This is a genomic window from Rheinheimera pacifica (assembly GCF_900108485.1).
GTDB lineage: Bacteria > Pseudomonadota > Gammaproteobacteria > Enterobacterales > Alteromonadaceae > Alishewanella > Alishewanella pacifica.
Map to the genome: position 1 here is coordinate 145,768 of NZ_FNXF01000004.1, position 25,852 is coordinate 171,619.

Here is a 25,852-nt window from a genome sequence, read left to right on the forward strand (position 1 = left end):
TATTGAAGCCCGCATTAAGCGGGCTTTGTTTTTATAAACATATAAAGAAATATTTTGCTGAGATAATCCGGTTTTGCTAATGTGCAGCAACATTATTGATAAAATCAGGAATAATAATGAAAGGATGCATAAGTGTAGTGTTGGCTTTGTTATTCAGCGTGGTTAACGCTGCTGAATTGCCGGTAGAAGCCTTTGCCAGCGCACCAACTATCGACATGTTAAAGTTATCGCCCGATGGCACTAAATTATCCATGATCCAGACAGTAGATACCGAAAAAGAGCAGCTGGTGCTGGTAAAACTGTTTGATCTGGAAACCGGAAAGCAGAAGTTTCTGGTGAAAGCTGATAGCAGAGAGCTGACAATTTATTCGGTTATCTGGGCCAATAATAAACAGTTATTAATGAAAGCAAATTATGCTTCTCACCGCCAGGGTACGCCGGTAACTGAAACCCGTTTAATGGTAATTGACACTGAAACCGGTAAAAATCGTAGTGTTGTCCGGGGGCAGCTGCAACGTAAACTGGTACGTACTCCGCAATTTCAATCAAATATTGTGGCGTTAATGCCGGAAGATGAAGAGCATTTTTTGCTGGCGCTAGATGGCTTTAACTATGGAGTAGGCACCAGTGTGGTTAAAATTAGTCTTGATGGTGCTATGTCTGAGATTGTTGCACATTCCCGTGAGAACCTGATCGACTGGGTTGCCGACAGACAACACAAACCGCGTATCGCTATTTTTCGTGACGATGTTCAGTTTCAGATAAAAGAAAAAAAACCAAACAGTAAAGACTTCCGCTTACTGTGGCAGTTTGAAGCCTTATCAGAAGAGACGATCTGGCCAATCGGCTTTGATGAAGACCCAAACCTGTTATATGTGTCGGCCTACCATAATGGCAAAAAAGCCATATTTAAAGTTGATCTGGCTAAAGACAAGCCAGAGCTTGAGCTGATAAAAGCCAATCCTGATTACGATGTTCCTGCTGATATTTCTTACTCCTGGCAGGACAAGAAGATTATTGCCATTGGCGAAGACTATATAGACCCTAAGTATCAGGCGTTCCAGAAGGCGGTGGATGATGCCTTACCTGATGCCGATAATTATATTGTTAGTATGAGCCATGACCAAAACCGCTATGTAGTATTAACCAGCAGTGCAACCAACGCCGGTGCTTATTTGTTAGGCGATCGTAAAGCCAAAGCTATGCAGTTTTTGCTGCCTAAATTCAGCCAACTCGAGCCGGAGTTGATGGCGGCAAAACAAAAGATTCAATACAAAGCCCGCGATGGTTTAACTATTGAAGGCTATCTGACCACGCCAAAAGGCTATCAGCAGGGATCATTGCCTACCATTGTTTTTCCACACGGTGGGCCTATATCTTTTGATAATGATGGTTTTGACTACTGGACACAGTTTTTTGCTAACCGTGGTTACGCCGTACTGCAGATGAACTTTCGTGGTTCTTACGGCTATGGTTTTGATTTTATGCAAATGGGCCTGCAAGGCTGGGGTTTGCAAATGCAGGATGACGTAGAAGACGGTACGCGCTGGTTAATTGAACAAGGTATAGCCGTACCCGGAAACATTTGCATAGTTGGCGCCAGCTACGGTGGTTATGCCGCTTTGATGGGCGCCGTGAAAACACCGGATTTATATCAGTGTGTGGTAAGTTTTGCCGGCGTTACTGATGTAGAAGCGCTGGTAAAATCGCAGCGCAATTTTACCAATTATGAAATTGTTAAAAAGCAAATAGGCGATAATTTCGACCTGCTGGAGCAGCGATCACCGCTGACACATGCCGAGAAAATTCAGGTGCCGGTATTATTAATACACGGTACTAAAGATCGTTCTGTGCCGGTAAAACAAAGCACAGCGATGTTCAGAGCACTGAAAAGCAAGAAAAAATCAGTAGAATATATTGAACTGGAAGACGGCGATCATTACCTGAGCACCAACAGCCACCGGCTGGAAACTTTTAAAGTGATGGATCGTTTTCTGAAAAGCCATTTACAGTTGCCAGTGCAGCAAATTGCCGTTAATTAAGCCGGAAAATTACAGCGACATTAAAACAATAAGCCCGCATTCAGCGGGCTTATTGTCGATAGCAGTACTTTAACGCTTATCTTCCGGGAAGGTAACGTTTAGCTCCAGCACCGACAGTTCATCGCCGCGTTGCTCCAGTGACACAGCAATATCTTCCGGCGAAATATCCACGTATTTGCGGATTACCTCTAAGATATCACGCTCCAGCTGCGGCAGATAATCCGGGCTGTTACGCCGTCTGCGCTCATGCGCCACGATGATTTGTAAACGCTCTTTGGCAGTATTGGCGGTGGTTTTCTTACTCGAGCGAAAATAATCCAGTAATGACATCCTTTATCCTCCAAAAATCCGCTTTAACAGACCTTTTTTCTCTACGGTTAAAAAGCGAAACGGCACTTTTTCACCCAACAAGCGATCAACAGTATCTAAATACGCCTGGCCAGCATCGCTGTCTTTATCCAGGATCACCGGCTGGCCTGAGTTTGAGGCATTAAGCACGGCTTGTGATTCCGGAATAACTCCCAGCAAATCAATCGACAGAATTTCTTTTACATCTTCTACGCTGAGCATTTCGCCTTTTTCTACCCGCTCAGGGTTGTAGCGTGTCAGCAGCAGGTGTTCTTTAATGGCATCCAGACCTTGTTCGGCGCGGCGGGATTTGCTCGACAGCATACCGAGAATACGGTCTGAGTCGCGTACTGATGATACTTCAGGGTTGGTCACTACTACTGCTTCATCGGCGAAATACAGTGCCATCATGGCACCGGCTTCAATACCGGCGGGCGAGTCACATAAAATAAAGTCGAAATCTTTTGCCAGCTCGTTTAACACCCGTTCTACGCCTTCTTTGGTCAGCGCGTCTTTGTCACGGGTTTGCGAAGCAGGCAGAATAAATAAATTATCGGTGCGCTTATCTTTGATCAGTGTTTGTTTTAAATTGGCTTCGCCGTTGATCACGTTAACAAAGTCGTACACTACGCGCCGCTCACAGCCCATAATTAAATCTAAATTACGCAGTCCGATATCAAAATCGATAATAACGGTTTTGTTGCCTTTTAACGCCAGGCCTGTACCAATGGCAGCACTGGAAGTGGTTTTACCTACGCCGCCTTTTCCTGACGTTACTACTATGATTTTTGCCATAGTGAAATCCTTACGCTAATTCTGCTAATACCAGTTGGTCGTCTTGTAATTTTATACAAGCCGGCTTACCCCAAAAATCGCCTTGCAGGCTGTCGCTAAGCCAGTAATTACCAGCAATAGACACCAGTTCAGCCTGTAAGTTGTAACAAAAAATACGTTTAGTGCTGTCACCGCCCGCACCGGCAATAGCTTTGCCGCGCAAGGTGCCATAAATATGAATATTGCCGTCGGCAATGACTTCGGCACCGGCACCAACAGTACCTTTAACAATTAAATCAGCACCTTTGGCATATACCTGCTGGCCAGAGCGCACAGTTTGCTCAACAATTTTGCTGTCCATCGGTACGTTAACTGTGCTGGTTACCACTGCTGTCTGGCGTGTATTGCTGCTGGCGGTTACCGCAGTTTTGCTGTCTTTGGCCAGTTGTAATGCGGCCAGGCCAGCCTGCTGCGCTTGTTGCTTTAACTCACTGCTGGCACCACACACACCCACCAGCACCAGTTTTAACTCGGTAAAGAGTTGTTTTATCGCATGAAAATCAGGAGCTTGCTCTACATCCGCTAAATTAAGAATAATAGGCGCCTGATAAAAAAACGCCGGAGCCTGAGCCAGCTTCTGCTTAAGTTGCCAAGAGAGTGAACTGACACTGAGATCGGCACATGACAGCACCGATAAAGGAAATAAGCTGCCTTTTAGTTCCAAAGACTGATCTGACATAAGGGTATAGTGCGCACTTGTTATTATTTACCATAACCGGGTGTTTTCACTTAGCCAAACCCCGGCATTTATTTGCGTTGCCGCGAGTCTGCGGGTACGCAATACAAGGCTGTCATGTTATAGTTTAGCCCTTAGTTAAGCAAGGTTGATGCGTGGTTTTATTCGATGCTGTGTGCCGTTTATAAAAGTGTGCGAAAAGACAGTACCTATCTGTATGTTGAACGCAGAGATGATTTTAGCAAGGTGCCAGAAGCCCTGCTGCAAACCTTTGGCACGCCTGTGCTGGTTACCCTAATCAATTTGGCCGGGCGGGAACATTTAGCCCTGGCGGATATCGAGAAGGTAAAACAGCAATTGCAGCAGCAGGGTTATTATTTACAGATACCGCCGCCGGTAGACAACTTACTGGCAGAACACAAAAAGCTGTTACAACAGTAACTTCCCATTATCAATAGGTTTTTTTATGTTTAGATCTCTTATCTGTGTTGCCGTAAGTACCTTTTTCAGTGTGGCTGTAATAGCCCAGGAGCAAACCACCGACAGCAAACCAAGCTTTGCAGACTACACCGCAACGTTAAAGCAAGAAGCGCTAAGTAAAGGCTATGCGCCTGAATTGCTTGAGCCGGTATTTGCTTCGCTGACGTTTCACGAACGTATTGTCTCTGCCGATAAAAGCCAGCCGGAATTTGTCGAAACCCTCAGTACTTATTTACCCAAGCGTGTAAGCGAAACCCGGATAAAAATGGCGCGCGAGCGTTATCAGCAGTATTTACCTGAGCTGGAGAAAATTGGCCAGAAATATGGCGTGCAACCACGCTTTATTGTTGCATTATGGGGGCTGGAGAGCAGCTTTGGCCGCATCATGGGCAACTATTCGGTGCCATCGGCGTTAGCCACGTTGGCGTATGAAGGCCGGCGCGAAACCTTTTTTAAGCAAGAGTTTTATCATGCGCTGGATATTCTGGCGCAAGGGCATATCAGCCTGGATGATATGAAAGGCTCGTGGGCCGGAGCCATGGGGCAAAGCCAGTTTATGCCCAGCTCTTTTATGGCCTATGCACAAGATGGCGATGGCGATGGCAAAAAAGATATCTGGACTAATCAGCTAGATGTATTTGCCTCTATTGCCAACTATTTAAAGCAACAAGGCTGGGATAACAGCAAAACCTGGGGCCGCGAAGTCTTGCTGCCAGAGGGCTTTGATGCAGGCAATGCGATTGCCCGCGGCAGCCTGCAGCGCAATGAATGGCTGGGACGCTGGTCGCAATCTGAGCGCAGCCTGGCAGACTGGAACAAGCTGGGAGTGCAGCGGCTGAATAAAACGGCTTTACCGGCCCGTGATCTGACAGCTGCGCTGGTGTTACCCGATGGCGAAGGTGGCCGTGCCTTTCTGGCGTACGACAACTACAAAGTGCTGATGCACTGGAACCGCTCTTATTACTTTGTTACCAGCGTGGGCTATCTGGCCGATTTAATTGTGGCTGAGGATTAATATTAATGGCTTATCAACACCTGAATACTAGCGGGAATCTTATCGACTTGCCTGTCGGTAAAGTCGTGTGCATCGGTCAGAACTATCAGGATCATATTGCCGAAATGCAAAGCAAAACGGCCCCTGAAGCGCTGTTTTTTATTAAACCCTCTACCGCGCTGTGTGCAATGGCCCCCGGTTTTGCGATTCCGGCTACCCAGGGCGCAGTGCATAACGAAACTGAACTGGCTGTGCTTATTGGTAAGCCACTGCGACGGGCTGACTACGCTGCGGTAAATGAGGCTATCTGGGGTTACAGTTTAGCGCTGGATCTGACGCTTCGTGATATACAGGCTCAGCTTAAGCAATTGGGGCGGCCGTGGGAGATCGCCAAAGGTTTTGATGGCGCTTGTCCGGTAGCCGGTTTTGTTGAAAAAAGCCGGGTACAGCACCCGCAGCAACTGGAATTCAGCCTGACCGTTAACGACATACCACGCCAGCAAGGCAATACCGCTAATATGATCCGGGGTATTAGCCAGCTTATCAGCGAAATGAGTCAGCATTTTACGCTGTTGCCCGGCGATATCGTGCTTACCGGCACTCCGGCAGGCGTTGGCCCGCTCAGCTCTGGCGATACGCTGCAGCTACAACTGGCCGACCTTTTTACAGTAAATAGCAAGGTAAACTAAAAATGGCGTTAGCAGAGCGGTTCTGGGAAGCGAAAAGCCTGGACGAAATGAACACTGAAGAGTGGGAAGCCTTATGCGATGGCTGCGCCAAATGCTGTTTAAATAAGTTTATTGACGACGACGAGGACGAAGGGCCGACAGCCGTGCTGCATCAGGATGAACAGGTGCATTACACCAATATCGCCTGTCGCTATTTAAACAGCCATAAATGCGAGTGCACCGAATATACCCAGCGCACTGTGCTGGTGCCCGACTGCATAGCGCTGACAAAAGAAAACCTGAAACACATTTTCTTTATGCCTACCAGTTGCGCCTACCGGCGTTTGCATGAAGGGCGTGGCTTGCCGCACTGGCATCCGTTATTAAACGGCGGCAAAAAAAGCTTAATGCATAAAAAGCAAATGTCAGTGCGTAATAAAACCATTTCCGAGTTACAGGTAAACCTGGACGACTTTGAAGATTTTATCGTGCGCTGGCCATTAAACGATTTGGATTAAACAGCGCAGAGCGGAGTTACTGTCGTGTCATTTTTTGATTATATTCAACAAATGTTTACCCATTTTAGCCCGATCACCGTTCAGCTATTGCTTAGTGTAACGGTGGTGGTGCTGTATTTTATTATCAGCCGCCGGGTTATGCCGCTGCTGTATCAGGTTATCGCCCACAGTAAACTCAAAGCCGAGATGAATAAACGCGCAGCGGCGGTGTTTCATATTCTGCTGGTGCTGTTATTGGTGGTAGTACTAAGCATAATCTGGGGTATTGATATCCGTGGTTTGCTGGTGCTGGCATCGTCCATGATTGCCGTGATAGGTGTGGCGTTATTTGCCGCCTGGAGTTTGCTGAGCAATATTACCGCATTTTTTATTCTGCTGGGGCAAAAAGCTTTTGCCGAAGGCATGGAAGTGCGGGTAATTGACGGCGGGAATTATCTCGAAGGTCGTATTGTTGAAATTAACCTGTTTAGCACCGTACTGCGCACTAAAGATAATGAGCAGGTGGTATACCCGAATAACCTGTTAATATCGCGCCCTGTTATCGTATTTCCGAAGAAAAGCCGCAAAGTGGTGAGTAATACGGTGGTAGAAAAAGCCCAGCGCTGGCGGCGTAAGGTATTGATTGGCCAGAAAAGTGATTGATTTTTTCGTGACAGCACAAATGCCTGCTGTTACATTTTGCCCAACGCAATGATAACTCCAAAGCAATGATAACAATAATACTATGTTGCCCAGATGCGCTTAAAACAAATCAAACTGTCCGGCTTTAAGTCGTTTGTTGACAGCACCAGTGTGCCTTTTCCACAGCAGATGACGGCTGTGGTTGGCCCCAATGGTTGTGGTAAATCTAACGTTATTGATGCGGTACGCTGGGTGCTGGGTGAAAGCTCAGCTAAAAATCTGCGTGGTGATGCCATGACAGATGTTATTTTTAACGGCTCGTCGCAGCGCAAACCGGTGTCACAGGCGTCAGTAGAGCTGGTATTTGAAAACACGGAAGGCCGTCTGGCCGGTGGCCTGGCTGATCGCAGTGAAATAGCGATTAAACGTATTGTTACCCGTGATGCGCAGTCGAATTACTTTTTAAATGGCAGCAAATGCCGCCGGCGCGATATTACCGATATTTTCCTTGGCACCGGTCTTGGGCCGCGCAGCTACGCCATTATTGAACAGGGCATGATTTCACGGCTGATAGAATCCCGCCCGCAAGAGCTGCGGGTGTTTATCGAAGAAGCCGCCGGTATTTCCAAATACAAAGAGCGGCGCCGTGAAACGGAAAACCGTATTAAACACACCCGCGAAAACCTCGACCGGCTGGCCGATGTGCGTGAAGAGCTGGGTAAAAACATTGAAAAGTTAAAACGCCAGGCTACAGCAGCGCAGCGCTACAAAGAGCTTAAAGCGCAAGAGCGTAAACTTAAAGCCGAGCTGACAACAATAAAATGGCTGCAGTACAGCAACCGGCTTAGCACGCTGGAACAACAATTACAGCAACAGCAAACCGAACTGGAAAAATTTCAGTCGCAGGAGCTGGGCGATCAGCGTGTGTTGCTGGAGCTAAAACAACAGGCACAGGATGGCAGGCAGCAGTTGGATCTGGTGCAAAGCCGGTTTTATCAGCAAGGTGCCACGATCAGCCGGCTGGAGCAGCAAATTTTGCATCAGCGTCAGCAACAGCAAACGCTCAGCGCACAAATGCAGCAGGCCAGGCACAGCCTGAGCCAGGCAGAAGACTTTATTGCCACCGAGCAGGCGCAACAAACTGAGCTGCAGCAACAGTTGCAACAGGACGAACCGCAACTGGCCTTACTGAGCGAGCAACTGGATGAACTTACCCAGCAACTGCAGCAACTGGAAGATGAACAACAACAGCAACAACAGGCATTTCAGCACTGGCAACAGCAGCATTTTCGCTTACAGCAACAACAGCAGCAACAGCAGTTGCAGTTGCAGAACCAGCAACAACAGTTAAATCAGGTACAGCAACAACAACAGCAACTTGAGCAGGAAACCACAGAGCTGTCGCTTGAGCCGCTGCAGTTGCGCATTAGCCAGCTGAGTGCTGAGCTTGAACTCACCACAGAACTGTTGCAACAACATACTCAGGCGCATAGCCAGGCTCAGGATGATTTACAGCAGCATGAGCAGCTTAGCCGCCAACTGGAAGCTGAGCTGCTAAACGCCAATAGTGAACTGCAGATGCTGCAGCGTGAGCAGCTAAAGTTGCAGCAACAGCAAAAGCAGCAGGATAACGAACAGCAACAGTTATTGCGCCAGTTGCAGGTTAAACCCGGCTGGGCCGGTGCTGTTGCGCTGGTATTGGGGCAATTGCAGCATGCTGCGGTGGCGGCGCAACTTCCCGGGCAACCCGCCACTGTGGTAACGGCTAATAAACAGCCAGCCATAGCGGGCACGCTGGCTGAGGTAATACTGGCAGGCGTTTATCCGGACAGCTTTAACCATATTTTGCTGGCAGAAACATTAACAGCAGCGCAGCAAAGTGTTGCCGCTCTTAAAGCCGGCCAGTCAGTTATCTGTCAGCAGGGTTACTGGCTTGGCAGCAACTGGGCGCTGCTGGCCAGTGCCGCGGCGCAAGACAGTTATTTACTGCGCCAGGAACGTTTAGCCCAGCTGGTTACTGAGCTGGCCAGTGCTGAGCAACAGCAGCAAAGCATCGCCGAACAGTTGGCTACCCAGCAGCAGGCTCGGCAGCAGGCGGCCGATACCCTGCAACAGGCACAACACAACCTGCAGCAGGTGCAGCGACAAATACAACAGCAGCAAACCGGCGTGTTACTGGCCCAGCAAGAGCTGCAGCAAGCACAAAAACTGGCGCAAAAGCTGGCAACAGAACGCGAACAATTGCAGTTACGCCAGGCGCAACTGGAAGAGAGCATAGAGCAACTGATGCAGGCACTGGAGCAAAGCGCTGAGCAATTACTGGAGCACGAAGCAGACCAGCAGCTGTTACACAGCCAAAGCGGCACCCAACAGCAGCAGTTACAGCAACTGCGCGCTCAGTTTGAACAAAAGCGCAGCCAGCAACAGCAATTGCTGATGCAACAAAAAGTGGCTGAGCAGCAATTACTCGCGCTGCAGCAAAGCTTGCAACGTGCCATAGTGCAGCAACAGCAGTTACAGGAGCAGTTAAACCAATTAAGCAACAAGCTGCAGCCGGACGATGAACCCGAGCTGATATTGCAGGAGCAATTGCAACACAGCCTGCTGGAGCGCGAGGAAGCAGAGCAACAGATGATTGCACAGCAGGAATTACTGGCCGCGACCGAGCAACAAATCCGCCAGTTAGAGCAGGGGCAGCAGGGTATTGTGCAAATACTGAATAAAAAGCGCAGCGAGCTTCAAGAGCTGCGCCTTGATAGTGAAGGTTATCGTGTACGCGCTAACAATATGCTGGAGTTGCTGCGCGAGCAGCAGGCCAGTATGAAAGATATTCTGCCGCAATTACCGGCCGACGCTGAAGAGGCACTATGGCAGCAACAGCTGGATAAAACCATTGACGCTGTTGGCAGGCTTGGGCCTATAAACCTTGCGGCTATTGAAGAGTACGAGCAGCAAGCTGAGCGTAAGCAGTATCTGGATGCACAGAATAACGACTTAACCTCAGCGATGGAAACACTGGAAACGGCTATTCGCAAGATAGATAAAGAAACACGGCAAAAGTTTAAAGACACCTTTGAGCAGGTAAACGAAGGTTTAAAAACGCTGTTTCCAAAGGTATTTGGTGGTGGCAGTGCCTATCTGGCGCTGACCGAGGATGACTTACTGGAAACCGGTGTTACTATCATGGCGCGACCGCCTGGTAAAAAAAACAGTACAATACATTTATTATCGGGTGGTGAAAAAGCCTTAACCGCTTTATCATTGGTGTTTTCGATTTTCCGGCTTAATCCGGCACCTTTTTGCATGTTAGATGAAGTAGATGCGCCACTGGACGACGCCAACGTTGGCCGGTTTTGCAATCTGGTGCGGGAAATGTCAGAAACAGTACAATTTATTTATATTAGCCACAATAAAATTGCCATGGAAATGGCGGCACAGCTAATGGGCGTGACAATGCAGGAGCCCGGTGTGTCACGTGTTGTTGCTGTCGATGTGGATGATGCTGTTAAAATGGCAGCAGCCTCTTAATTAAAGGTAACCTTATGGCTGACGAATTACGTTTGGTTTTTATTATTCTCGGCGCCTTAGTGTTAGGCGCATTGTTGTTGCATGGGTTATGGACAGTGCGTAAAAACGCCGGCCAGCCCAAGCACAGGTATTATGACGAGCAGGCTGCTAAGGCCGCAGAAGAAAAAGCAGATGGCTTTGACGAGCTGGGTGTAGGCGCGGTGCGGGTGATAAAAGCCGGCGATAAAACCGCCGCAGTGAAACCGGCAGTTTCGCCGGCAAAAACATCAGTGTTTAAACGCGCTGAAACTGCAGCAGCAAAGCGCCCACCGGCCGCGCCGGTAAAGACCGAAGTGCAAAGCGAGCTGCCGTTTGACGAGCCCAAAGAGCCACAATTGAATTTTTCTGCGTTGGCAGATGATGACGAACCCAGGCTGCACACCGAGGCTGACTATGCTGTTGAGGCTGAACCCGAGCCTGAGCCACAAACAGAAGCCGTGGTTGAAGAAGAGCCCGCCGAAGTGCTGATCCTGTATGTGTTATTGCCTGAAGGCAAAGAGATGAAAGGGCCGGATCTGCTGTCGTCATTACTGACACTGGGCTTTAAATACGGCGAAATGGATATTTTTCACCGTCATCTGGACAGTGCTGGCTCAGGCGCGGTGTTATTCAGCCTGGCCAATATGTTTAACCCCGGCACCTTTGACTTAGAAAATATCGAAAAGCTGGGCACCCGTGGCGTAAGTTTATTTATGACCTTGCCCGGCCCTGGCGAGCCGCTGCAGAACTTTAACCTGATGCACAATGCCGCAAAAAAACTGGCAGAAGAATTCGGCGGCCAGGTGCTGGATGGCCAGCGCAGCGTGTTAACGGTGCAAACGGTGCGGCACTATGTGGATAAAATCCGCGAATTTCAGCGCCAGCGTTTGATCCACGGCTAAAGCTGGCAGCGAACGGCGAAAATAACATCAGCTAAAACGGCAGGCAGTAGTCCTGCCGTTTTTGTTATGGCAAACTCAGGCGTAAATTTTTACAGGCAAAGTTATTTTATGAGTCAGGCTATTTTGCAGCAACTGCAACAACTGCGTCAGCAACTGGAAGAGTACAGTTATCAGTATTATGTGTTAGATAACCCCACGGTACCTGATGCTGAATATGACCGCTTATACCGCCAGTTACAGCAACTGGAAACAGAGCATCCGCAGCTTATCACCTCTGATTCACCCACCCAGCGGGTTGGCGCAGCTCCGCTGGCAAAGTTTGGCCAGGTAAGCCACAGCATCCCGATGTTATCGCTGGACAACGCTTTTGATGCCGCCGATTTCAGTGCATTTTATAAACGCATGGCCGAGCGGCTGGATAACAGTGCTGAATTCAGCTTTTGCTGTGAGCCAAAGCTGGATGGCCTGGCTGTAAGCATCCGCTATGAAAATGGTATATTAGTGCAGGCTGCTACCCGTGGCGATGGCTATACCGGTGAAGATATCACCAGCAATGTGAAAACCATTCGTGCGGTACCATTAAAACTCAAAGGCAAAGCGCTACCCGCAGTGCTGGAAGTGCGCGGTGAGGTGTTTATGCCTTTGGCCGGTTTTACGCAAATGAATGACAGGGCCCGTGCGGCCGGTGAAAAAGTGTTTGCTAACCCGCGCAATGCCGCAGCAGGCAGTTTGCGCCAGCTTGATCCGAAAATCAGTGCGCAGCGGCCATTAATGTTTTATGCCTATGCCGTGGGCGCAGTTGATGATCCGCAAGGCCTGCTCAGCAGCCAAAGCCATTATCAGCGTTTAATGCAGTTAAAAGACTGGGGCCTGCCGGTGTGCCCGGAAATTCGTCTGGTAAGCGGGGCAGAACAAGCGTTGGCTTATTATCAGGACATTCTGCAGCGGCGCAGCCAACTGGCGTATGAAATAGACGGTGTGGTAATAAAGGTGTCCGATTTAGCCCAGCAACAGGCACTGGGTTTTGTTGCCCGTGCACCACGCTGGGCAATTGCGTTTAAGTTTCCGGCGCAGGAAATGCTCACCACTTTACTGGATGTTGAATTTCAGGTGGGCCGCACCGGGGCTATTACGCCGGTAGCGCGGTTGGAACCAGTGGTAGTGGGCGGTGTTACTGTTAGTAATGCTACCTTACACAATCAGGACGAAATAGCACGGCTGGGCGTTAAAGTAGGCGACAGCGTAATAGTGCGCCGGGCGGGAGATGTGATCCCGCAAATAGTCTCGGTCGTGCTGGAGCAGCGCCCGCAAACGGCAGAGGATATTGTATTTCCACCGCAGTGCCCGGTATGTGGCTCGCAGGTAGAGCGGGTTAGTGGCGAAGCCGTAGCACGCTGCAGCGGCGGTTTATTTTGTGCAGCGCAGTTAAAAGAATCAATTAAGCATTTTGTGTCACGCAAAGCCATTGATATAGAAGGCCTCGGCGATAAATTGGTAGAGCAGTTGGTTGATCAGCAACTGGTAAAAACGCCGGCAGATATTTATGGCCTGGATATGGCAGCACTGGTAGGGCTGGAGCGGATGGCCGAAAAGTCGGCGTTAAAGCTGCTGTCGGCTATTGAGCAGTCGAAACAAACGACATTGCCGCGTTTTATTTATGCACTGGGTATTCGCGAAGTGGGCGAGGCTACGGCGCTTAATCTGGCGAATCACTTTGCCACTTTAGCCAACGTGCAGCAGGCCACGCTGGAGCAACTGCTGGAAGTTGCCGATGTTGGCACTGTCGTCGCCGAGCATGTAAAAAGCTTTTTTGCCGAGCCACATAACCAAAGCGTGATTAAAGCCTTAGAAGATGCCGGTATTAACTGGCCGGTTATAGAGCAACTGGCGCAAACTGAACAACCTTTAGCCGGGCAAACTATAGTGCTTACCGGCACCTTAGTCAGTATGGGGCGTGATGATGCCAAAGCCAGGTTGCAACGGTTGGGCGCTAAGGTGTCGGGGTCAGTATCGGCGAAAACTCATGCGGTAATTGCCGGTGATAATGCCGGCTCTAAACTGGCCAAAGCCACCGAGCTGAATGTACCGGTGTGGAGTGAGCAACAGATGCTGGATGTATTTGCGCAGTACGGAGTGAGCTAAGATGCCGGATTTTCTTTATCAGTTGTTACTGGATTGGGGCAGTTTTTTCCGACCTTATGTGCGTGATATTGCCCTGGCTATGGTAGCAACCTGTCTGGTGGTATTTGGTGATGATTTAAACCGCTTGGTGCGCCGCCAGATTGCCCATATGCATTTTATCTGGCGTACCGGCATTTTTATTTTGCTGTGCGCCTTTGGTTATGGTGCGCTGACAATCTTGCTGACACCGCTGGTAGCAGGCCAGCTTGGCAAAATAAGTACCCTGTGGCTGCCATGGGTTTGTCTGGGCATTTTTACGTTGCTGGGCATACTGGCACAACGTAAGCGCCAGCTATGACACAGCCACCGCTATGGCCGGTGCTGGACGATCACGGCCTGCACAAGGTACCGCTACGTTTTTACTGGTTGCTGGTGCTGTTGTTAAGGCCCTATATTTGCTGGGTGCTGGTACTGACATTACCACAGGCTCAGCGGGATATGCTGGCGCTGTTTTATCCGCGCCAGACTGATTTTATCCTCGCCTGTGCGGTAGCGGCCCCGCTGTTGTTACTCATTGCGGCACTTAGTCAGCGTAAAGCCAAAGGCTATGCAGGCTGGCGGCATATCTGGCGTTTTGGCCGTGGGTTGATGTTAACGGTGGCAACGGTGGATCTGCTGCTCACCATACTGCATTTACCTGCCCAGGTAATGCTGGACGCGCCCTGGCGTATTTTATCGCCGGTGTTGTTATTTATAGGCTGTCTGTGGCTGTTGCGCTCGCGCACGTTAAGGGCAGTGTTTGCAGAATGGCCAGAACCGGATACCAGCAAAAGTAAATCTTAAACGGCGGTTTCGTTTAAGTACTTTTGCCTTAACTGCAGATAACGCTCCTGTTGCCCGGCTTTTAGTTTGCTGCTGTCAATAAGTTGCTGGCATTGCTGCAGCAGGTTTTGGCGTTGCTGCGGCGGACAAAGCTGGCGGGGGGCTGTTAGCAGTGTTTGCAACAGGTTAAGCGCTATGCCGGCATTTTTCGGCATAACCTGGGCTGCCATAACAAAAGCGGCAAACGCCTCTTGCCAGTTACCATGCTGGTACAGGCGCACTGCATTGTTATTCAGCTCTCTTGGCCCCTGCGGCATACGTTCGCGCTCTTGCTGCTCCTGGTGCAGGTAGCGCATAAAAACCGGCTCAGGTTGTTGTTTACGGCAATGTTCGGTAATTTGCCGGAACAGTTGTTTGGATGCATCAGCTAAGCCCACTTCATGCAGAGCTTTGGCTTTATCCAGCGCATCTTCCAGTGAAGTAATTTCAGGTTGCGGTTCCAGTTCTGCCAGCAATTGCCGGGCCTTATCGCGATGGTCCTGCAGGTACATCAGCCTGGCTTGCAATACCTGCTGCTGCTCGGTCAGTTTATGGCTGGCAAATTGGTGCTGCACCATATTCAGTGACAACGTGGCCTGGCGGTTCAGCCGCGATTGCTGTTCAGTGTCCTCAGTGCTGAGGGCAAAATCTATACTGGCGCGCGCCATATTCAGATATAAATCGGGTTGTTCATAAATTGAATTGCGGGCAAATTTCACCATATCGCGGGCGGCACGGTATTGAATTTCATAGTCGTGGTTTAGCCGTGACAACTGCAACAGCTTTTGCTGGCGTAGTAAGTTACGCGGGGCTATGTTAGCGGCAGCCAGAATATGTTGTTGAGCCTGCTGGTAACGTTGCTGGTGAAATTCCAGCTCACTCAGGTTGTCCAGGGCAAACAGCCTGGTTTCCTGCCGTTTTAACATCTTTTCCAGTTCAGCAAATGCTTGTTGTTCATGGCCTTGCTGTAATAAGCAGCGCACCTGACCAATTCTGGCCCAGCTAAACGGCTGAATTTGCAGCATGGCAGCAAAAAACACCGTAGCGTCATCCCAGTTGGCTTGCTGCAGTAAAATATCACCTTTAATTTTCAGCAGTAGTGGAAACAGCTTATGCAGTTCAGTTTTGCCAAGCTGAATATTGATATGCTGTAGCGCTTTGTCCGGTGCATTTTGTTCCAGCAAATCATAAACTGGCCGTAGCAACTGTTTGCGTTTTAGCACCCGTTCAATACGCTGCTGTAAATCGCGGATAACAAACGGCTTGGCCATAAATTCATCCGGCTGCAATTCCAGCACGCTGTGTACCAGCGCAGGATCTGTGTCAGCGCTGATAAAAATCACGCCGCAAGCAGGCTTATGCAAACCGCGGGTTTTTAATTCATCAAATAAATGATAGCCATCCTTGCCTTTAGACAGGTTGTAATCACAGATCACTAAGTCGTAACTATTTTGCCGGCAAAGCTGCAGGGCAGTTTGAGCCCGATCAGCCAGTGCGATATTCTGATACCCCAGTTGTTCCAGCGCATAGCGCAAAAAGCTCTGGCTCAGGCTTTGATCATCAATTATCAGAATGCGTTCGTCGCGTTTAACGGCAGGTTCCATAGAGGCAAAACAGATCCCAGGCAGAGTACTGATGCTACTATAGCAACTTTTTAACAATACAGAACAGCGGAAGATCAGATTTGCTGGCTTGTTTTTGGGCAGAATAATAGAAATGGTTACGAAGTGGACGATGTTTGTATGATTTTATCAGAGAGTGGTGGATTGTACTGGGGCGGCATGCAATGCTTCGGAGCAGTGGCAACCGTGTCTTAATAAAGAGCGGGCGGTGCTTTGCTGTGGTTTTATCAGGAAGTGGTGGATTGTACTGGTTTGGAGCAGTGGCAACCGTGTCTTAATAAAGAGAGGGCGGTGCTTTGCTATGGTTTTTATCAGGAAGTGGTGGATTGTACTGGTTCGGAGCAGTGGCAACCGTGTCTTAATAAAGAGAGGGCGGTGCTTTGCTATGGTTTGTATCAGGAAGTGGTGGATTGTACTGGGTTCGAACCAGTGACCCCCGCCTTGTAAGGGCGGTGCTCTCCCAGCTGAGCTAACAATCCATGGGATATCAAATTGTCAGCAAACACTTTTAAGATTGGTGGATTGTACTGGGTTTTAATCAGTGTCCACCGTCTCGTCGTGAAGAGCGGGCGGTGCTTTTCATGATAAGACATCAAGTGGTGGATTGTACTGGGTTCGAACCAGTGACCCCCGCCTTGTAAGGGCGGTGCTCTCCCAGCTGAGCTAACAATCCACGCTGTTTGATGGCGCTCATTATAGGGAGCATGAAAAAGCTGTCAACATTATTTTGGCAATTGTGGTTTGCCTGCTGCAAAAGTAAACATTCTGCCGTGCTTTAACACAAAACAGTTGTAGCTGCTCCGCCTTAGCGGGTGCATCCGGCGCGCGGCATTGTTACAATAGCTGCCATTATTGCACTGTGATGGATAAACTATGTCTCTTGTTACCCGTTTTGCTCCAAGCCCAACCGGTTATTTACACGTTGGTGGTGCCCGTACTGCCTTATTCAGCTGGTTATATGCCAAAAAGAAGGGCGGCAAATTTATTCTGCGTATTGAAGATACCGACTTAGAGCGTTCTACTCAGGCATCGGTTGATGCCATTTTAGAGGGCATGACCTGGCTGGGGCTGGATTATGACGAAGGCCCGTACTACCAAACTAAACGCTTTGATTTATATAAAGAAGTGGTAGCACAGCTGGTGGCGGAAGGTAACGCCTATAAGTGCTTTTGCACGGTGGAAGAAGTTGATGCCATGCGCGAAGCGCAAACCGCAGCCGGTGAAAAGCCGCGCTATAACGGTATGTGGCGTGACCGCACCGATCACCCGGCCGGCAAACCTTTCGTTATCCGCTTTAAAAACCCGCAAAGCGGCACTGTGGTAATTGACGATCTCATTAAAGGCCGCATTGAAATTGCCAACAGCGAGCTGGACGATTTAATTATCGCCCGCAGCGACGGTACACCAACTTATAACCTTACCGTGGTGGTTGATGACTGGAAAATGGGCATTACCCATGTGATCCGCGGTGATGACCATGTGAATAACACACCACGGCAGATGAATATTCTGGCAGCGCTGGGTGCTGATATACCTAAATATGCTCATGTACCGATGATCCTCGGTGATGATGGCAAGCGTTTATCCAAACGCCACGGTGCTGTGGGCGTAATGCAGTACCGCGACAACGGCTTTTTACCCGAGGCCTTGCTTAACTATTTAGTGCGTTTGGGCTGGTCACATGGCGATCAGGAAATTTTCAGCAAAGACGAGTTAGTGCAGCTGTTTGACCTGGATAGCTGCAACCGCGCACCGTCGGCATTTAACACTGATAAACTGATTTGGTTAAACCAGCACTATATGAAAACCCTGCCAGCAGAGCAGGTAGCAGCACAGCTGCAGTGGCATATTGCTGAGCAAAAACTGGATATCAGCAATGGCCCGGCGTTAACCGAGCTGGTGAAAGCTCAGGCCGAGCGGGTAAAAACACTTAAAGAAATGGTTGAGGTAAGCCGCTATTTCTATGAAGACTTCAGTGAGTTTGATGCTGATGCTGCGAAAAAACATTTACGCCCGGTTGCGCTTGAACCTTTACAGGCCGTTGCAGCCAAACTGGATGCGTTAAGCGAGTGGTCAGTGTCGGCTATTCATGATGCGATAAACGCCACGGCAGAGCAGCTGGGTGTGGGCATGGGTAAAATTGGTATGCCGCTGCGGGTGGCTGTTACCGGTGGTGGTAATTCACCGGCTTTGGATATTACGCTGGCTCTGATTGGCAAAACACGCAGTCTGGCGCGGTTGCAAAAAGCAATTGCTGCAGTACAGCAGCGCGCGGCAGAAACAGAGCAATAATAATTTTAGCGTTAAAAGCCCGGATAACCCGGTTCAGTATCACTGGGCAGGGTTATTTTGGCTGATACAATAAAAATGCCGAAAGGCAGGGAACAAATAATAACAACCGGGATGGCAATTCGACTCATGGGTAACTAATCATACAAAAGGAGTGACCAAGCGGAATAATGCCTTCTTTTTACAAAGGTATCAGCGCTGTGCTGATGCTTTGCTTGTATGGGGTACAAGCGAGCGAAACAGAACACTTACCCAGCAGCGAAGAGCCACTGCAGCCGATAGGCTTCTTTGGTACGGTGACAGGTGATGTGGAACTGGGCTTTTTGCTGACGTCAGGTAACACTGACTCTTTTGCTATCCGGGCAAACAGTGAGCTGGTGCATGAACTGGAGTATTTTCGTAACCGCTATCATTTGCAAAGCCTGTTGCAAAAAAACAACGTTACCAATGCCAGCACCGGCGACAAGAATCAGGTTACGACGGCCAGCCGTTATGGTCTTACCGGCCAGAGTAACTACAAAATTGTTACCGGCAGCCAAACAGTGTTTGGCCGTGGCGCCTATCTGCATGATAAGTTTGGTGCTTTTACAGAGCAGGCTTCTTTGGTGGTAGGTTATGGTAACCGGATTTATGAAAAACAAAGCGACTACTTCGATCTGGAAACCGGCCCTGGCTTTGGCCATCAGGAAGCGGCGTCGGGTAACACCAACACCGGCCTAATCTGGTATCTGGCGGCAAATCTGGATTATCAGTTGTACAATACCACTAAGTTTCGCCAGACATTGGAAAGCACTATGTCACTAAATGGTGAAAACTCCACCTTGCTAAGCCGTAGCAGTCTGACTGCGCAGCTGGCAGGTAGCTTGTCAATGCGGTTTAATTTTGTGGTGAAGTTTAACTCTGATCCCGAAGGAAACCGTAAACGCACTGACACTGAAACGTCAGCTTCGTTGGTGTATACGTTCTGATGTAAAAAGCCGGTGAAAACCGGCTTTTTTGTCTTTGAATTTTACTTGCTGAAAAATCAGTGTAATACGCGGGCGCGTAAGGTTCCCGGTATATTTTTTAATTCGTTCAGTGCCTGCTCTACATCGTCTGAATCAATATCAATGACGACATAACCGATATCAGCGTTGGTTTGCAGGTACTGGCCGGCAATATTGATATTCAGCCGGGCAAAAGCTTCGTTAATCTTGGTTAGTACACCAGGCTGGTTTTTATGCACGTGCAACAAGCGCGAACGGCCTTTATGTTCCGGCAGTGAAACTTCCGGAAAATTCACTGCAGACAGCGTTGAACCGTTGTCGCTGTATTTCACCATTTTGCCGGCCACTTCAAAGCCGATATTCTCCTGCGCTTCCTGGGTAGAGCCGCCGATATGCGGTGTCAGGATCACGTTGTCAAAGGCGCGCAGTGGTGAGATAAACTCTTCTTCATTGCCTTTAGGTTCAACCGGAAACACATCAATAGCAGCACCCGCCAGCTTTTTGCTATGCAGCGCTTCAGTTAACGCATCAATATCCACCACAGTACCGCGCGAAGCATTAATTAAAATGCTGCCAGGTTTCATTAATTCCAGTTCGGCTTCGCCAATCATATTTTTGGTTTGTGGTGTCTCTGGTACATGCAGGCTGATCACGTCGGATGTTTTTAGCAAGGTACCAAAGTTAACCTGGGTCGCATTGCCCAGCACCAGCTTGTCTTCTATATCGTAAAACTGCACCCGCATACCGATGTTCTCGGCCATAATGCTCAGCTGAGTACCGATATGGCCGTAGCCGATAATGCCAAGGGTTTTGCCGCGTGCTTCAAAAGAGTTATTCGCCGTTTTTTGCCATTCGCCACGATGGGCCGCCGCAGAGCGCTGCGGAATCCCGCGCAGCAGCATAATAATTTCGCCCAGCACCAGCTCGGCTACCGAGCGGGTGTTGGAGAACGGCGCATTAAATACCGGAATAGCGCGTTTTAATGCTGCGGTTAAATCTACCTGATTGGTACCAATACAAAAGCAACCAATAGCCACCAGTTTGCTGGCAGCATCCAGCACTTTTTCCGTCAGTTGGGTGCGGGAGCGGATCCCGATAAAGTGGGCGTCTTTAATGCGTTCGATCAGCTCGTCTTCCGGCAGGGAAGTTTTTAAATACTCAATGTTGCTGTAGCCCTGGTTTTTAAAACTTTGCACGGCGCTTTGGTGCAAGCCTTCTAATAGCAATATTTTAATTTTGTCTTTGGCCAGCGAAAATTTTTCCATGTCACGTCTCTTCAATAAATTAAAAGTAAAATCAGTTGGTTAGTTATTATTGTTATAGTTTTTCGTGGCCTTGAGCTGTTATTTAGCGAATAACCTGTGTACCTGTGGCACTGCCCACCAATACCATGTCGGCAGCGCGCTGCGCAAAGATGCCATTGGTGACTACGCCGACAATATTATTAATTTGCTGCTCCAATACCAGTGGCTCGGTAATAACTAAATCGTGTACATCGAGGATCACATTGCCGTTATCGGTGGTGACACCGGCACGTAATACCGGCCGGCCACCCAGCTTACTTAGCTCACGCGCCACATAGCTGCTGGCCATTGGGATCACTTCTACCGGCAACGGAAATTTACCCAGCACTTCAACCTGTTTGCTTTGATCAACAATGCAAATAAAGGTATCGGCGACCGCCGCCACGATTTTTTCACGGGTAAGGGCAGCACCGCCGCCTTTAATCATATGTTTTTGCGCGTTTATTTCGTCGGCACCGTCAACGTACACACTAAAGCTGTCAATGCTGTTTAGATCCAGCACCTCGATACCCAGCGCTTTGAGTTTTTCGGTAGATTGTACCGAGCTGGACACCGCACCTTTAATGTCATACTTAATGCTGGCCAGGGCGTCGATAAAATGATTTACCGTAGAGCCGGTGCCCACGCCAACCACGGTATTACGCGGGATAAACTCCAGTGCAGCCCAGGCAGCGTTTTTCTTCATTTCATCTTGTGTCATCAGCTGTTCCAAATTCGTTTAGCCATACAGATGGATATTATATCGAAAGGGCCTGCCGACAAAAGGGCAAAAACAGAAAAACGGCAAAACAGTTGTTTTCGGATGTTGCAGTGAGTAAACGCCGGCCAAAGAAGGAGGCCAGAAACGCGATCTGGTCGTCACAGAGTGTCTGAGCCCTGCCGCAGGCAGTAGGGCGAGTTGCTGTGACGAGCCAGAGCGGGTATTGTGGCCGGATTTTTACAACCTCAGCGCTGAGTTTCAGCTAAACACCCAATATTTTGCCGGCGTAATAATCTGCTTTAACGGAATATCCCAGGCCTCACCCGGCACGGCATCTACCTGCTGGCAGTTATGCGCCAGGCCGATAACCTGACTGTGGCTGTCGGGGGAGAGCTGCGACAAAGTGCGATCATAAAAACCGCCACCCATACCCAGGCGGTTACCGGCAGCATCAAAGGCGACTAACGGCGTAAAAATAATATCTAGTTGCTGCACTGGCATCAGCCGGTGGCAGGCTAGTAAAGGCTCAGGTATGCCGAATTTATTCGGGTAGAGCAGGGTGTCTTTATCGTAGCGCACAAACAACAAATAACCGGCTACAAAGGGATGCAACACCGGCAAATACACGCTTTTGCCCAACTGCCACAGGGCCTGAATAAGCGGATAGGTATCCAGCTCGCCGTCATTGGCTAAATACAGTGCTATATGCTGGCCTGGCGCAATAATGTTGCTGGCGAGCACCTTTGCGGCTAAATCAGTAGCAGCTTGTTGCTGGGCCTCGGCGCTTAGCTGTTGCCTTTTAGTGCGGGTAATTTTTCTCAGCTGCTGGCGCTGGCTTGTAGTGTCGGGCAAAGCTGAATTGGGTGTGGCAGTAGTCATGCTATTGAGTATGCCTGAATGGCGGCAGAATAAAAGAGGTTCTCCAAATTGCCGTGTCTGGTGTTAGCCCTTGAACCATAGGTTCAAGGCGGGAGTCAGATGGCTGCCTCAGGCTTCCCGGTACGGGCCGGGCTTGCACACTGGCAGCGCAGAAGAATCCCTAGGTAAAAACAATTATCGGCTCAGGGACATCCACCTGATCACCAACAATCCAGAGAACAGGCTTGAGTATAACACCGCAGTTTGGCCTGTATAAGGTTATTCATCGCAGTTTTGTGCCGGCTTATGCTAGTTGCATGGTTTTTCAGCAACTTTTGTTTACGCTTTACGCCATTATTAAAACTACAGTGCGAAGGTTGGCGCTTTTTCGCCGGGGTGGTAGCATAAAGGCAGGTAATCACAGCACGAACAGTTATATGAGCAGCCCTTTTTTATTAACCTACGACGAGTGGACTTACAAGCTGGATCAGGCTTATGTTATGGCGTCTGCTGCCGAAGTGCACGGTTTAATTGCCGGTTTATTAAGTGCAGGTGTAGAGCCCGATGCGCAACAATTGCTACCGGTGCTGCACGATTTTCTTAATGACGGCCAGGCATTACCGGCAGAGGTTAAGCAACATGTTGCCGGGCTAATTGAGCTTACCCACAAAGAACTGGCGCAAAACGATTTTAGTTTCAGCATGTTATTGCCAAGCGACGACGACAGCCTGCCAGAGCGGCTGGATGCGATGGTAGAATGGACTCAGGCATTTCTGGTCGGTTTTGCTGTACAGCAAACCGATTTGTCGCTGGTATCAGATGATGTGCGCGAAGCACTGGATCAACTGAGCGAAGTTACCCGTATTGATATTCACACCACCGATGATGGCAGCAGCGAGGAAAACGAAGAAGCATATTTCCTGGTGCTGGAACATATCCGTATTATGGCGCTGGCCTGCTACACCGAAGTGGGGCAGAAATTCAGCCCTAAACCTGTCGGTAATAAGACTTTACATTAAATGACACAGACTGCTGTAACTTCAGATCTCCCGCTGTTTGATATAGTGATCAGTGGCGGCGGCATGGCCGGTAGCACTTTGGCCTGGGCATTACTGCAGGCTAATCCGGCGCTTAAGCTGGCAATTATTGAACAGCAGGCTGAAACAATCAGCCAGGCCAGTTTTGACAGCCGTAGCATAGCGCTGGCCGCAGCCAGTGTTGATTTGCTGCAGCGATGGGGGCTATGGGCAGATATTAAGCCTAAAGCCTGTGCTATTGAGCATATTCACGTATCTGATCGCGGCCATTTCGGTAAAACCCGGCTTAGTGCGGCGGAATATCAGCAACAGGCGCTGGGTTATGTGCTGGAAGTAGAGCATTTAGGCGCGCTGCTGTCAGAAAAACTGGCAGGCTATAAACAGTTGCAACGCTTTGCTCCCAATACCCTGGCGGCAATAACGCCAACGCAACAACAGCAGGTGCTGACATTAAATGACGGCACTGCACTGCAGGCTAAATTACTGCTGATTGCCGAAGGTGGTTTATCGCCCAGCCGCAGCCTGGCAGGTTTTGGTGTGCTGGAGCGTCAGTATCAGCAGCATGCAGTGATTGCCAATCTGGCATTAGCAGAGGGGCACCAGCACACAGCGTTTGAGCGTTTTACTGAACATGGCCCCATCGCATTGTTGCCGCTTACCCGGCAGCGCTATTCGCTGGTATATACCGCCACACCGGATGAGGCAGCCAGATTAATGCAGCTTGATGACACTGCTTTTGTAGCACAGGTACAGCAGGCGTTTGGGTACCGTGCCGGGATATTCTCTGGTGCAGGCCGCCGGGCCAGCTACCCGCTGAGTTTACGTGTCAGCGGCGATATAGTGCGCCATCGTACAGCGCTGTTAGGTAATAGTTTGCACAATGTGCACCCGATAGCCGGCCAGGGTTTTAACCTGGCACTGCGCGATATTGCCGAGCTGGTACGCCAGGTTAACGCTGCGCCGCATGATATTGGCGGTTATGCCATGCTGCGCGCCTACCAGCAGGCCCGCCAGCTAGATATCAATACCGTAACCACCGCCACCGATGCGCTGGTACGTATTTTCTCTAACCGCTCGCGCTTAATGGCGCTGGCACGTAACACCGGTTTACTGGCGCTGACACTGTGCGATGAATTAAAACGCCCTGTGGCCGAACAGGCCATGGGGCTGCGGAGCTAAAATGCAAAATGTTGATGTCACTATTGTCGGGGCAGGCAGCGCCGGTTTAACGCTGGCTTTGCTACTGGCACCACTGGGGCTGAGTATCGTGGTGCTGGAGCAAGGCGGCGCGCCGCATAGCAGTAATATTAACCATCAACGCGTCAGTGCGCTTAACCTGGCCTCTATGCGCGTGCTTAGCCATATTGGCGCCTGGCCAGCTATTGCCGCTACGGCACAAAGCTATAACCGCATGCAGGTATGGGATGCCGACAGCTTTGCCAGAATTGAGTTTGATGCAAAAGCTGAGCGTTTATCTGAACTTGGCTGGATTTGCGACAACGAGCAAGTGCGCGTGGCGCTGTATCAGCAATTACAGCAGCACAGCAATGTACGCTTAGAGTTTAACTGCACGATTAACAGCCTGGCACAAAGCGAGCGCGATGTGCTGATTAATATTAACCAGCAGCAACTACTGCTAAGCCGCCTGCTGGTAGGTGCGGATGGCGTAAATTCTATGGTACGCACCACCATGCAGCTACCACTTACGCACTGGGATTATGAGCAGCAGGCTATTGTTGCCACCATTGACACCACACAGCCACACCAGAATACAGCACGGCAGGTGTTTTTACCGACCGGGCCGCTGGCGCTGTTACCGCTGCCCGATCCACAGCAATGCTCTATTGTCTGGAGCTGTAACCCCGAGCGCGCTGCACAGCTGCTGGCCATGCCGGCACAGCAGTTTAATCAGGCCCTTACTGCTGCCAGCAACAGTGTGCTGGGTGTACTGCAGTTGCATAATGACCCCAAAGCCTTTGGCTTAAAAATGCGCTATGCCAGCAGTTGGCTGCGTGGCCGGGTGGTGTTGGTAGCCGACGCTGCCCACAGCATACATCCGCTGGCGGGGCAGGGTATGAATTTAGGCCTGATGGACGTTGCTGCATTAGCAGAACTAATCAGTGAATATGTTAATGACAATAAAGACTTTACCGACAACCGCCTGCTGCGCCGTTATGAGCGCTGGCGTAAGGCCGAGGCGCAAACCCTGATTACCGCGATGGAAGCTTTTAAGCGTGGTTTCAGTAATTCGCAGCCGCTGCTAAAGCTGGTAAGAGCTGTTGGTATGAGCGGTATTAATCAGTTGCCGTGGTTAAAAGGTCAGATCATTGCTGCAGCCCTTGGCAACAGTGGCGACTTGCCAAAACTGGCACAGCCACAGGAAAAAACCGCGCGTAGTGCCTGAGTTAGTTTTTTTGGTAATTACAGCTGTCGCATTACAAAAAC

Annotated in this window: 23 protein-coding genes, 2 tRNA genes and 1 other RNA gene; 16 read left to right on the top strand and 10 right to left on the bottom strand. The window is 49.6% G+C overall.

Going from position 1 to position 25,852, the window contains the following annotated elements; genetic code table 11:
- Positions 1 to 116 precede the first annotated feature (116 nt).
- Positions 117 to 2,042, top strand: a complete 1,926-nt coding sequence (locus BLW68_RS07135) for an alpha/beta hydrolase family protein (RefSeq protein WP_092791748.1) — start codon at positions 117 to 119, stop codon at positions 2,040 to 2,042.
- 69 nt (positions 2,043 to 2,111) lie between these two features.
- Here BLW68_RS07135 and minE read toward each other — a convergent pair whose 3' ends face one another.
- The 3 genes from minE to minC are packed head-to-tail and all read right to left on the bottom strand — an operon-like array spanning position 2,112 to position 3,903.
- Positions 2,112 to 2,372, bottom strand: coding sequence for a cell division topological specificity factor MinE (minE, locus tag BLW68_RS07140; protein WP_068230267.1), 261 nt, complete (start codon positions 2,370 to 2,372; stop codon positions 2,112 to 2,114).
- Positions 2,373 to 2,375: 3 nt separating this feature from the next.
- On the bottom strand, positions 2,376 to 3,185 hold the full coding sequence (gene minD / locus BLW68_RS07145; RefSeq protein WP_092791750.1) for a septum site-determining protein MinD: 810 nt from the start codon (positions 3,183 to 3,185) through the stop codon (positions 2,376 to 2,378).
- Between the two features lie 10 nt (positions 3,186 to 3,195).
- Entirely contained in the window at positions 3,196 to 3,903 is a 708-nt protein-coding gene (gene minC, locus BLW68_RS07150; RefSeq protein WP_092791752.1) for a septum site-determining protein MinC, read from the bottom strand.
- 165 nt (positions 3,904 to 4,068) lie between these two features.
- Between minC and BLW68_RS07155 the strand changes: the two genes are divergently transcribed.
- The 10 genes from BLW68_RS07155 (at position 4,069) to BLW68_RS07200 (ending at position 14,593) form a co-directional block, all read left to right on the top strand.
- The gene (locus BLW68_RS07155) at positions 4,069 to 4,341 is read left to right on the top strand and encodes a YcgL domain-containing protein (RefSeq protein ID WP_092791754.1); all 273 of its coding nucleotides are present in this window, start codon (positions 4,069 to 4,071) and stop codon (positions 4,339 to 4,341) included.
- A gap of 25 nt (positions 4,342 to 4,366) precedes the next feature.
- A complete protein-coding gene (locus tag BLW68_RS07160) occupies positions 4,367 to 5,395 on the top strand; it encodes a lytic murein transglycosylase (protein ID WP_092791756.1) in 1,029 nt (342 codons plus the stop codon).
- A 5-nt stretch (positions 5,396 to 5,400) separates the two neighbouring features.
- The gene (locus tag BLW68_RS07165; RefSeq protein WP_092791758.1) at positions 5,401 to 6,063 is read left to right on the top strand and encodes a fumarylacetoacetate hydrolase family protein; all 663 of its coding nucleotides are present in this window, start codon (positions 5,401 to 5,403) and stop codon (positions 6,061 to 6,063) included.
- Between the two features lie 2 nt (positions 6,064 to 6,065).
- Positions 6,066 to 6,560: a YcgN family cysteine cluster protein gene (locus BLW68_RS07170; RefSeq protein WP_092791760.1), complete on the top strand. Its 495-nt coding sequence runs from the start codon at positions 6,066 to 6,068 to the stop codon at positions 6,558 to 6,560.
- 24 nt (positions 6,561 to 6,584) lie between these two features.
- Positions 6,585 to 7,202, top strand: a complete 618-nt coding sequence (locus tag BLW68_RS07175) for a mechanosensitive ion channel domain-containing protein (protein WP_218141327.1) — start codon at positions 6,585 to 6,587, stop codon at positions 7,200 to 7,202.
- Between the two features lie 93 nt (positions 7,203 to 7,295).
- Complete coding sequence (gene smc / locus BLW68_RS07180) at positions 7,296 to 10,709, top strand: chromosome segregation protein SMC (RefSeq protein WP_092791763.1); 3,414 nt, start codon at positions 7,296 to 7,298, stop codon at positions 10,707 to 10,709.
- Between the two features lie 14 nt (positions 10,710 to 10,723).
- Positions 10,724 to 11,629 (top strand): cell division protein ZipA, encoded by a 906-nt coding sequence (zipA, locus tag BLW68_RS07185; RefSeq protein WP_092791765.1) that lies wholly within the window; start codon positions 10,724 to 10,726, stop codon positions 11,627 to 11,629.
- A gap of 108 nt (positions 11,630 to 11,737) precedes the next feature.
- A complete protein-coding gene (gene ligA, locus BLW68_RS07190) occupies positions 11,738 to 13,771 on the top strand; it encodes an NAD-dependent DNA ligase LigA (protein WP_092792159.1) in 2,034 nt (677 codons plus the stop codon).
- 1 nt (position 13,772) lies between these two features.
- Entirely contained in the window at positions 13,773 to 14,108 is a 336-nt protein-coding gene (locus tag BLW68_RS07195) for a DUF3392 domain-containing protein (RefSeq protein ID WP_092791767.1), read from the top strand.
- Complete coding sequence (locus tag BLW68_RS07200; RefSeq protein WP_092791769.1) at positions 14,105 to 14,593, top strand: DUF2919 family protein; 489 nt, start codon at positions 14,105 to 14,107, stop codon at positions 14,591 to 14,593. Before BLW68_RS07195 ends, BLW68_RS07200 begins: the two co-directional genes overlap by 4 nt.
- Here BLW68_RS07200 and BLW68_RS07205 read toward each other — a convergent pair.
- The 3 genes from BLW68_RS07205 to BLW68_RS07215 all read right to left on the bottom strand — a co-directional run bounded on the left by BLW68_RS07205 (position 14,590) and on the right by BLW68_RS07215 (position 16,906).
- Positions 14,590 to 16,215: a response regulator gene (locus BLW68_RS07205; RefSeq protein WP_092791771.1), complete on the bottom strand. Its 1,626-nt coding sequence runs from the start codon at positions 16,213 to 16,215 to the stop codon at positions 14,590 to 14,592. The two genes, BLW68_RS07200 and BLW68_RS07205, sit on opposite strands and share 4 nt — an antisense overlap.
- A gap of 421 nt (positions 16,216 to 16,636) precedes the next feature.
- Positions 16,637 to 16,712, bottom strand: a tRNA-Val gene (locus BLW68_RS07210).
- 118 nt (positions 16,713 to 16,830) lie between these two features.
- A tRNA-Val gene (locus BLW68_RS07215) sits at positions 16,831 to 16,906 on the bottom strand.
- Between the two features lie 200 nt (positions 16,907 to 17,106).
- Here BLW68_RS07215 and gltX point away from each other — a divergent pair.
- Positions 17,107 to 18,525: a glutamate--tRNA ligase gene (gene gltX / locus BLW68_RS07220; RefSeq protein ID WP_092791773.1), complete on the top strand. Its 1,419-nt coding sequence runs from the start codon at positions 17,107 to 17,109 to the stop codon at positions 18,523 to 18,525.
- A 167-nt stretch (positions 18,526 to 18,692) separates the two neighbouring features.
- Positions 18,693 to 19,490 (top strand): DUF481 domain-containing protein, encoded by a 798-nt coding sequence (locus tag BLW68_RS07225; RefSeq protein ID WP_092791776.1) that lies wholly within the window; start codon positions 18,693 to 18,695, stop codon positions 19,488 to 19,490.
- Between the two features lie 56 nt (positions 19,491 to 19,546).
- Here the strand turns inward: BLW68_RS07225 and serA are convergent, their stop codons facing one another.
- The 4 genes from serA to ssrS all read right to left on the bottom strand — a co-directional run bounded on the left by serA (position 19,547) and on the right by ssrS (position 22,612).
- Positions 19,547 to 20,773: a phosphoglycerate dehydrogenase gene (gene serA, locus BLW68_RS07230; RefSeq protein ID WP_092791780.1), complete on the bottom strand. Its 1,227-nt coding sequence runs from the start codon at positions 20,771 to 20,773 to the stop codon at positions 19,547 to 19,549.
- 82 nt (positions 20,774 to 20,855) lie between these two features.
- Positions 20,856 to 21,512, bottom strand: coding sequence for a ribose-5-phosphate isomerase RpiA (gene rpiA, locus BLW68_RS07235; RefSeq protein ID WP_092791783.1), 657 nt, complete (start codon positions 21,510 to 21,512; stop codon positions 20,856 to 20,858).
- A gap of 258 nt (positions 21,513 to 21,770) precedes the next feature.
- The gene (locus BLW68_RS07240) at positions 21,771 to 22,391 is read right to left on the bottom strand and encodes a 5-formyltetrahydrofolate cyclo-ligase (protein WP_092791785.1); all 621 of its coding nucleotides are present in this window, start codon (positions 22,389 to 22,391) and stop codon (positions 21,771 to 21,773) included.
- A 36-nt stretch (positions 22,392 to 22,427) separates the two neighbouring features.
- Positions 22,428 to 22,612: non-coding RNA, 6S RNA (gene ssrS / locus BLW68_RS07245), on the bottom strand.
- Between the two features lie 195 nt (positions 22,613 to 22,807).
- Between ssrS and BLW68_RS07250 the strand changes: the two genes are divergently transcribed.
- Genes BLW68_RS07250 through BLW68_RS07260 form a run of 3 tightly spaced genes read left to right on the top strand, consistent with a single transcriptional unit; the run spans position 22,808 to position 25,811 of the window.
- Positions 22,808 to 23,389 (top strand): UPF0149 family protein, encoded by a 582-nt coding sequence (locus BLW68_RS07250; protein ID WP_092792162.1) that lies wholly within the window; start codon positions 22,808 to 22,810, stop codon positions 23,387 to 23,389.
- Entirely contained in the window at positions 23,390 to 24,586 is a 1,197-nt protein-coding gene (gene ubiH / locus BLW68_RS07255; RefSeq protein ID WP_092791788.1) for a 2-octaprenyl-6-methoxyphenyl hydroxylase, read from the top strand.
- Between the two features lies 1 nt (position 24,587).
- Positions 24,588 to 25,811: an FAD-dependent monooxygenase gene (locus BLW68_RS07260; RefSeq protein ID WP_092791791.1), complete on the top strand. Its 1,224-nt coding sequence runs from the start codon at positions 24,588 to 24,590 to the stop codon at positions 25,809 to 25,811.
- The last annotated feature ends 41 nt before the right edge of the window (positions 25,812 to 25,852 follow it).

Bases quoted from the DNA above. Each gene is read 5' to 3' on its own strand.
- BLW68_RS07135 (WP_092791748.1), top strand. From the start codon at position 117: ATGAAAGGATGCATAAGTGTAGTGTTGGCTTTGTTATTCAGCGTGGTT.
- minE (WP_068230267.1), bottom strand. From the start codon at position 2,372: ATGTCATTACTGGATTATTTTCGCTCGAGTAAGAAAACCACCGCCAAT.
- minD (WP_092791750.1), bottom strand. From the start codon at position 3,185: ATGGCAAAAATCATAGTAGTAACGTCAGGAAAAGGCGGCGTAGGTAAA.
- minC (WP_092791752.1), bottom strand. From the start codon at position 3,903: ATGTCAGATCAGTCTTTGGAACTAAAAGGCAGCTTATTTCCTTTATCG.
- BLW68_RS07155 (WP_092791754.1), top strand. From the start codon at position 4,069: ATGCTGTGTGCCGTTTATAAAAGTGTGCGAAAAGACAGTACCTATCTG.
- BLW68_RS07160 (WP_092791756.1), top strand. From the start codon at position 4,367: ATGTTTAGATCTCTTATCTGTGTTGCCGTAAGTACCTTTTTCAGTGTG.
- BLW68_RS07165 (WP_092791758.1), top strand. From the start codon at position 5,401: ATGGCTTATCAACACCTGAATACTAGCGGGAATCTTATCGACTTGCCT.
- BLW68_RS07170 (WP_092791760.1), top strand. From the start codon at position 6,066: ATGGCGTTAGCAGAGCGGTTCTGGGAAGCGAAAAGCCTGGACGAAATG.
- smc (WP_092791763.1), top strand. From the start codon at position 7,296: ATGCGCTTAAAACAAATCAAACTGTCCGGCTTTAAGTCGTTTGTTGAC.
- zipA (WP_092791765.1), top strand. From the start codon at position 10,724: ATGGCTGACGAATTACGTTTGGTTTTTATTATTCTCGGCGCCTTAGTG.
- ligA (WP_092792159.1), top strand. From the start codon at position 11,738: ATGAGTCAGGCTATTTTGCAGCAACTGCAACAACTGCGTCAGCAACTG.
- BLW68_RS07195 (WP_092791767.1), top strand. From the start codon at position 13,773: ATGCCGGATTTTCTTTATCAGTTGTTACTGGATTGGGGCAGTTTTTTC.
- BLW68_RS07200 (WP_092791769.1), top strand. From the start codon at position 14,105: ATGACACAGCCACCGCTATGGCCGGTGCTGGACGATCACGGCCTGCAC.
- BLW68_RS07205 (WP_092791771.1), bottom strand. From the start codon at position 16,215: ATGGAACCTGCCGTTAAACGCGACGAACGCATTCTGATAATTGATGAT.
- gltX (WP_092791773.1), top strand. From the start codon at position 17,107: ATGTCTCTTGTTACCCGTTTTGCTCCAAGCCCAACCGGTTATTTACAC.
- BLW68_RS07225 (WP_092791776.1), top strand. From the start codon at position 18,693: ATGCCTTCTTTTTACAAAGGTATCAGCGCTGTGCTGATGCTTTGCTTG.
- serA (WP_092791780.1), bottom strand. From the start codon at position 20,773: ATGGAAAAATTTTCGCTGGCCAAAGACAAAATTAAAATATTGCTATTA.
- rpiA (WP_092791783.1), bottom strand. From the start codon at position 21,512: ATGACACAAGATGAAATGAAGAAAAACGCTGCCTGGGCTGCACTGGAG.
- BLW68_RS07240 (WP_092791785.1), bottom strand. From the start codon at position 22,391: ATGACTACTGCCACACCCAATTCAGCTTTGCCCGACACTACAAGCCAG.
- BLW68_RS07250 (WP_092792162.1), top strand. From the start codon at position 22,808: ATGAGCAGCCCTTTTTTATTAACCTACGACGAGTGGACTTACAAGCTG.
- ubiH (WP_092791788.1), top strand. From the start codon at position 23,390: ATGACACAGACTGCTGTAACTTCAGATCTCCCGCTGTTTGATATAGTG.
- BLW68_RS07260 (WP_092791791.1), top strand. From the start codon at position 24,588: ATGCAAAATGTTGATGTCACTATTGTCGGGGCAGGCAGCGCCGGTTTA.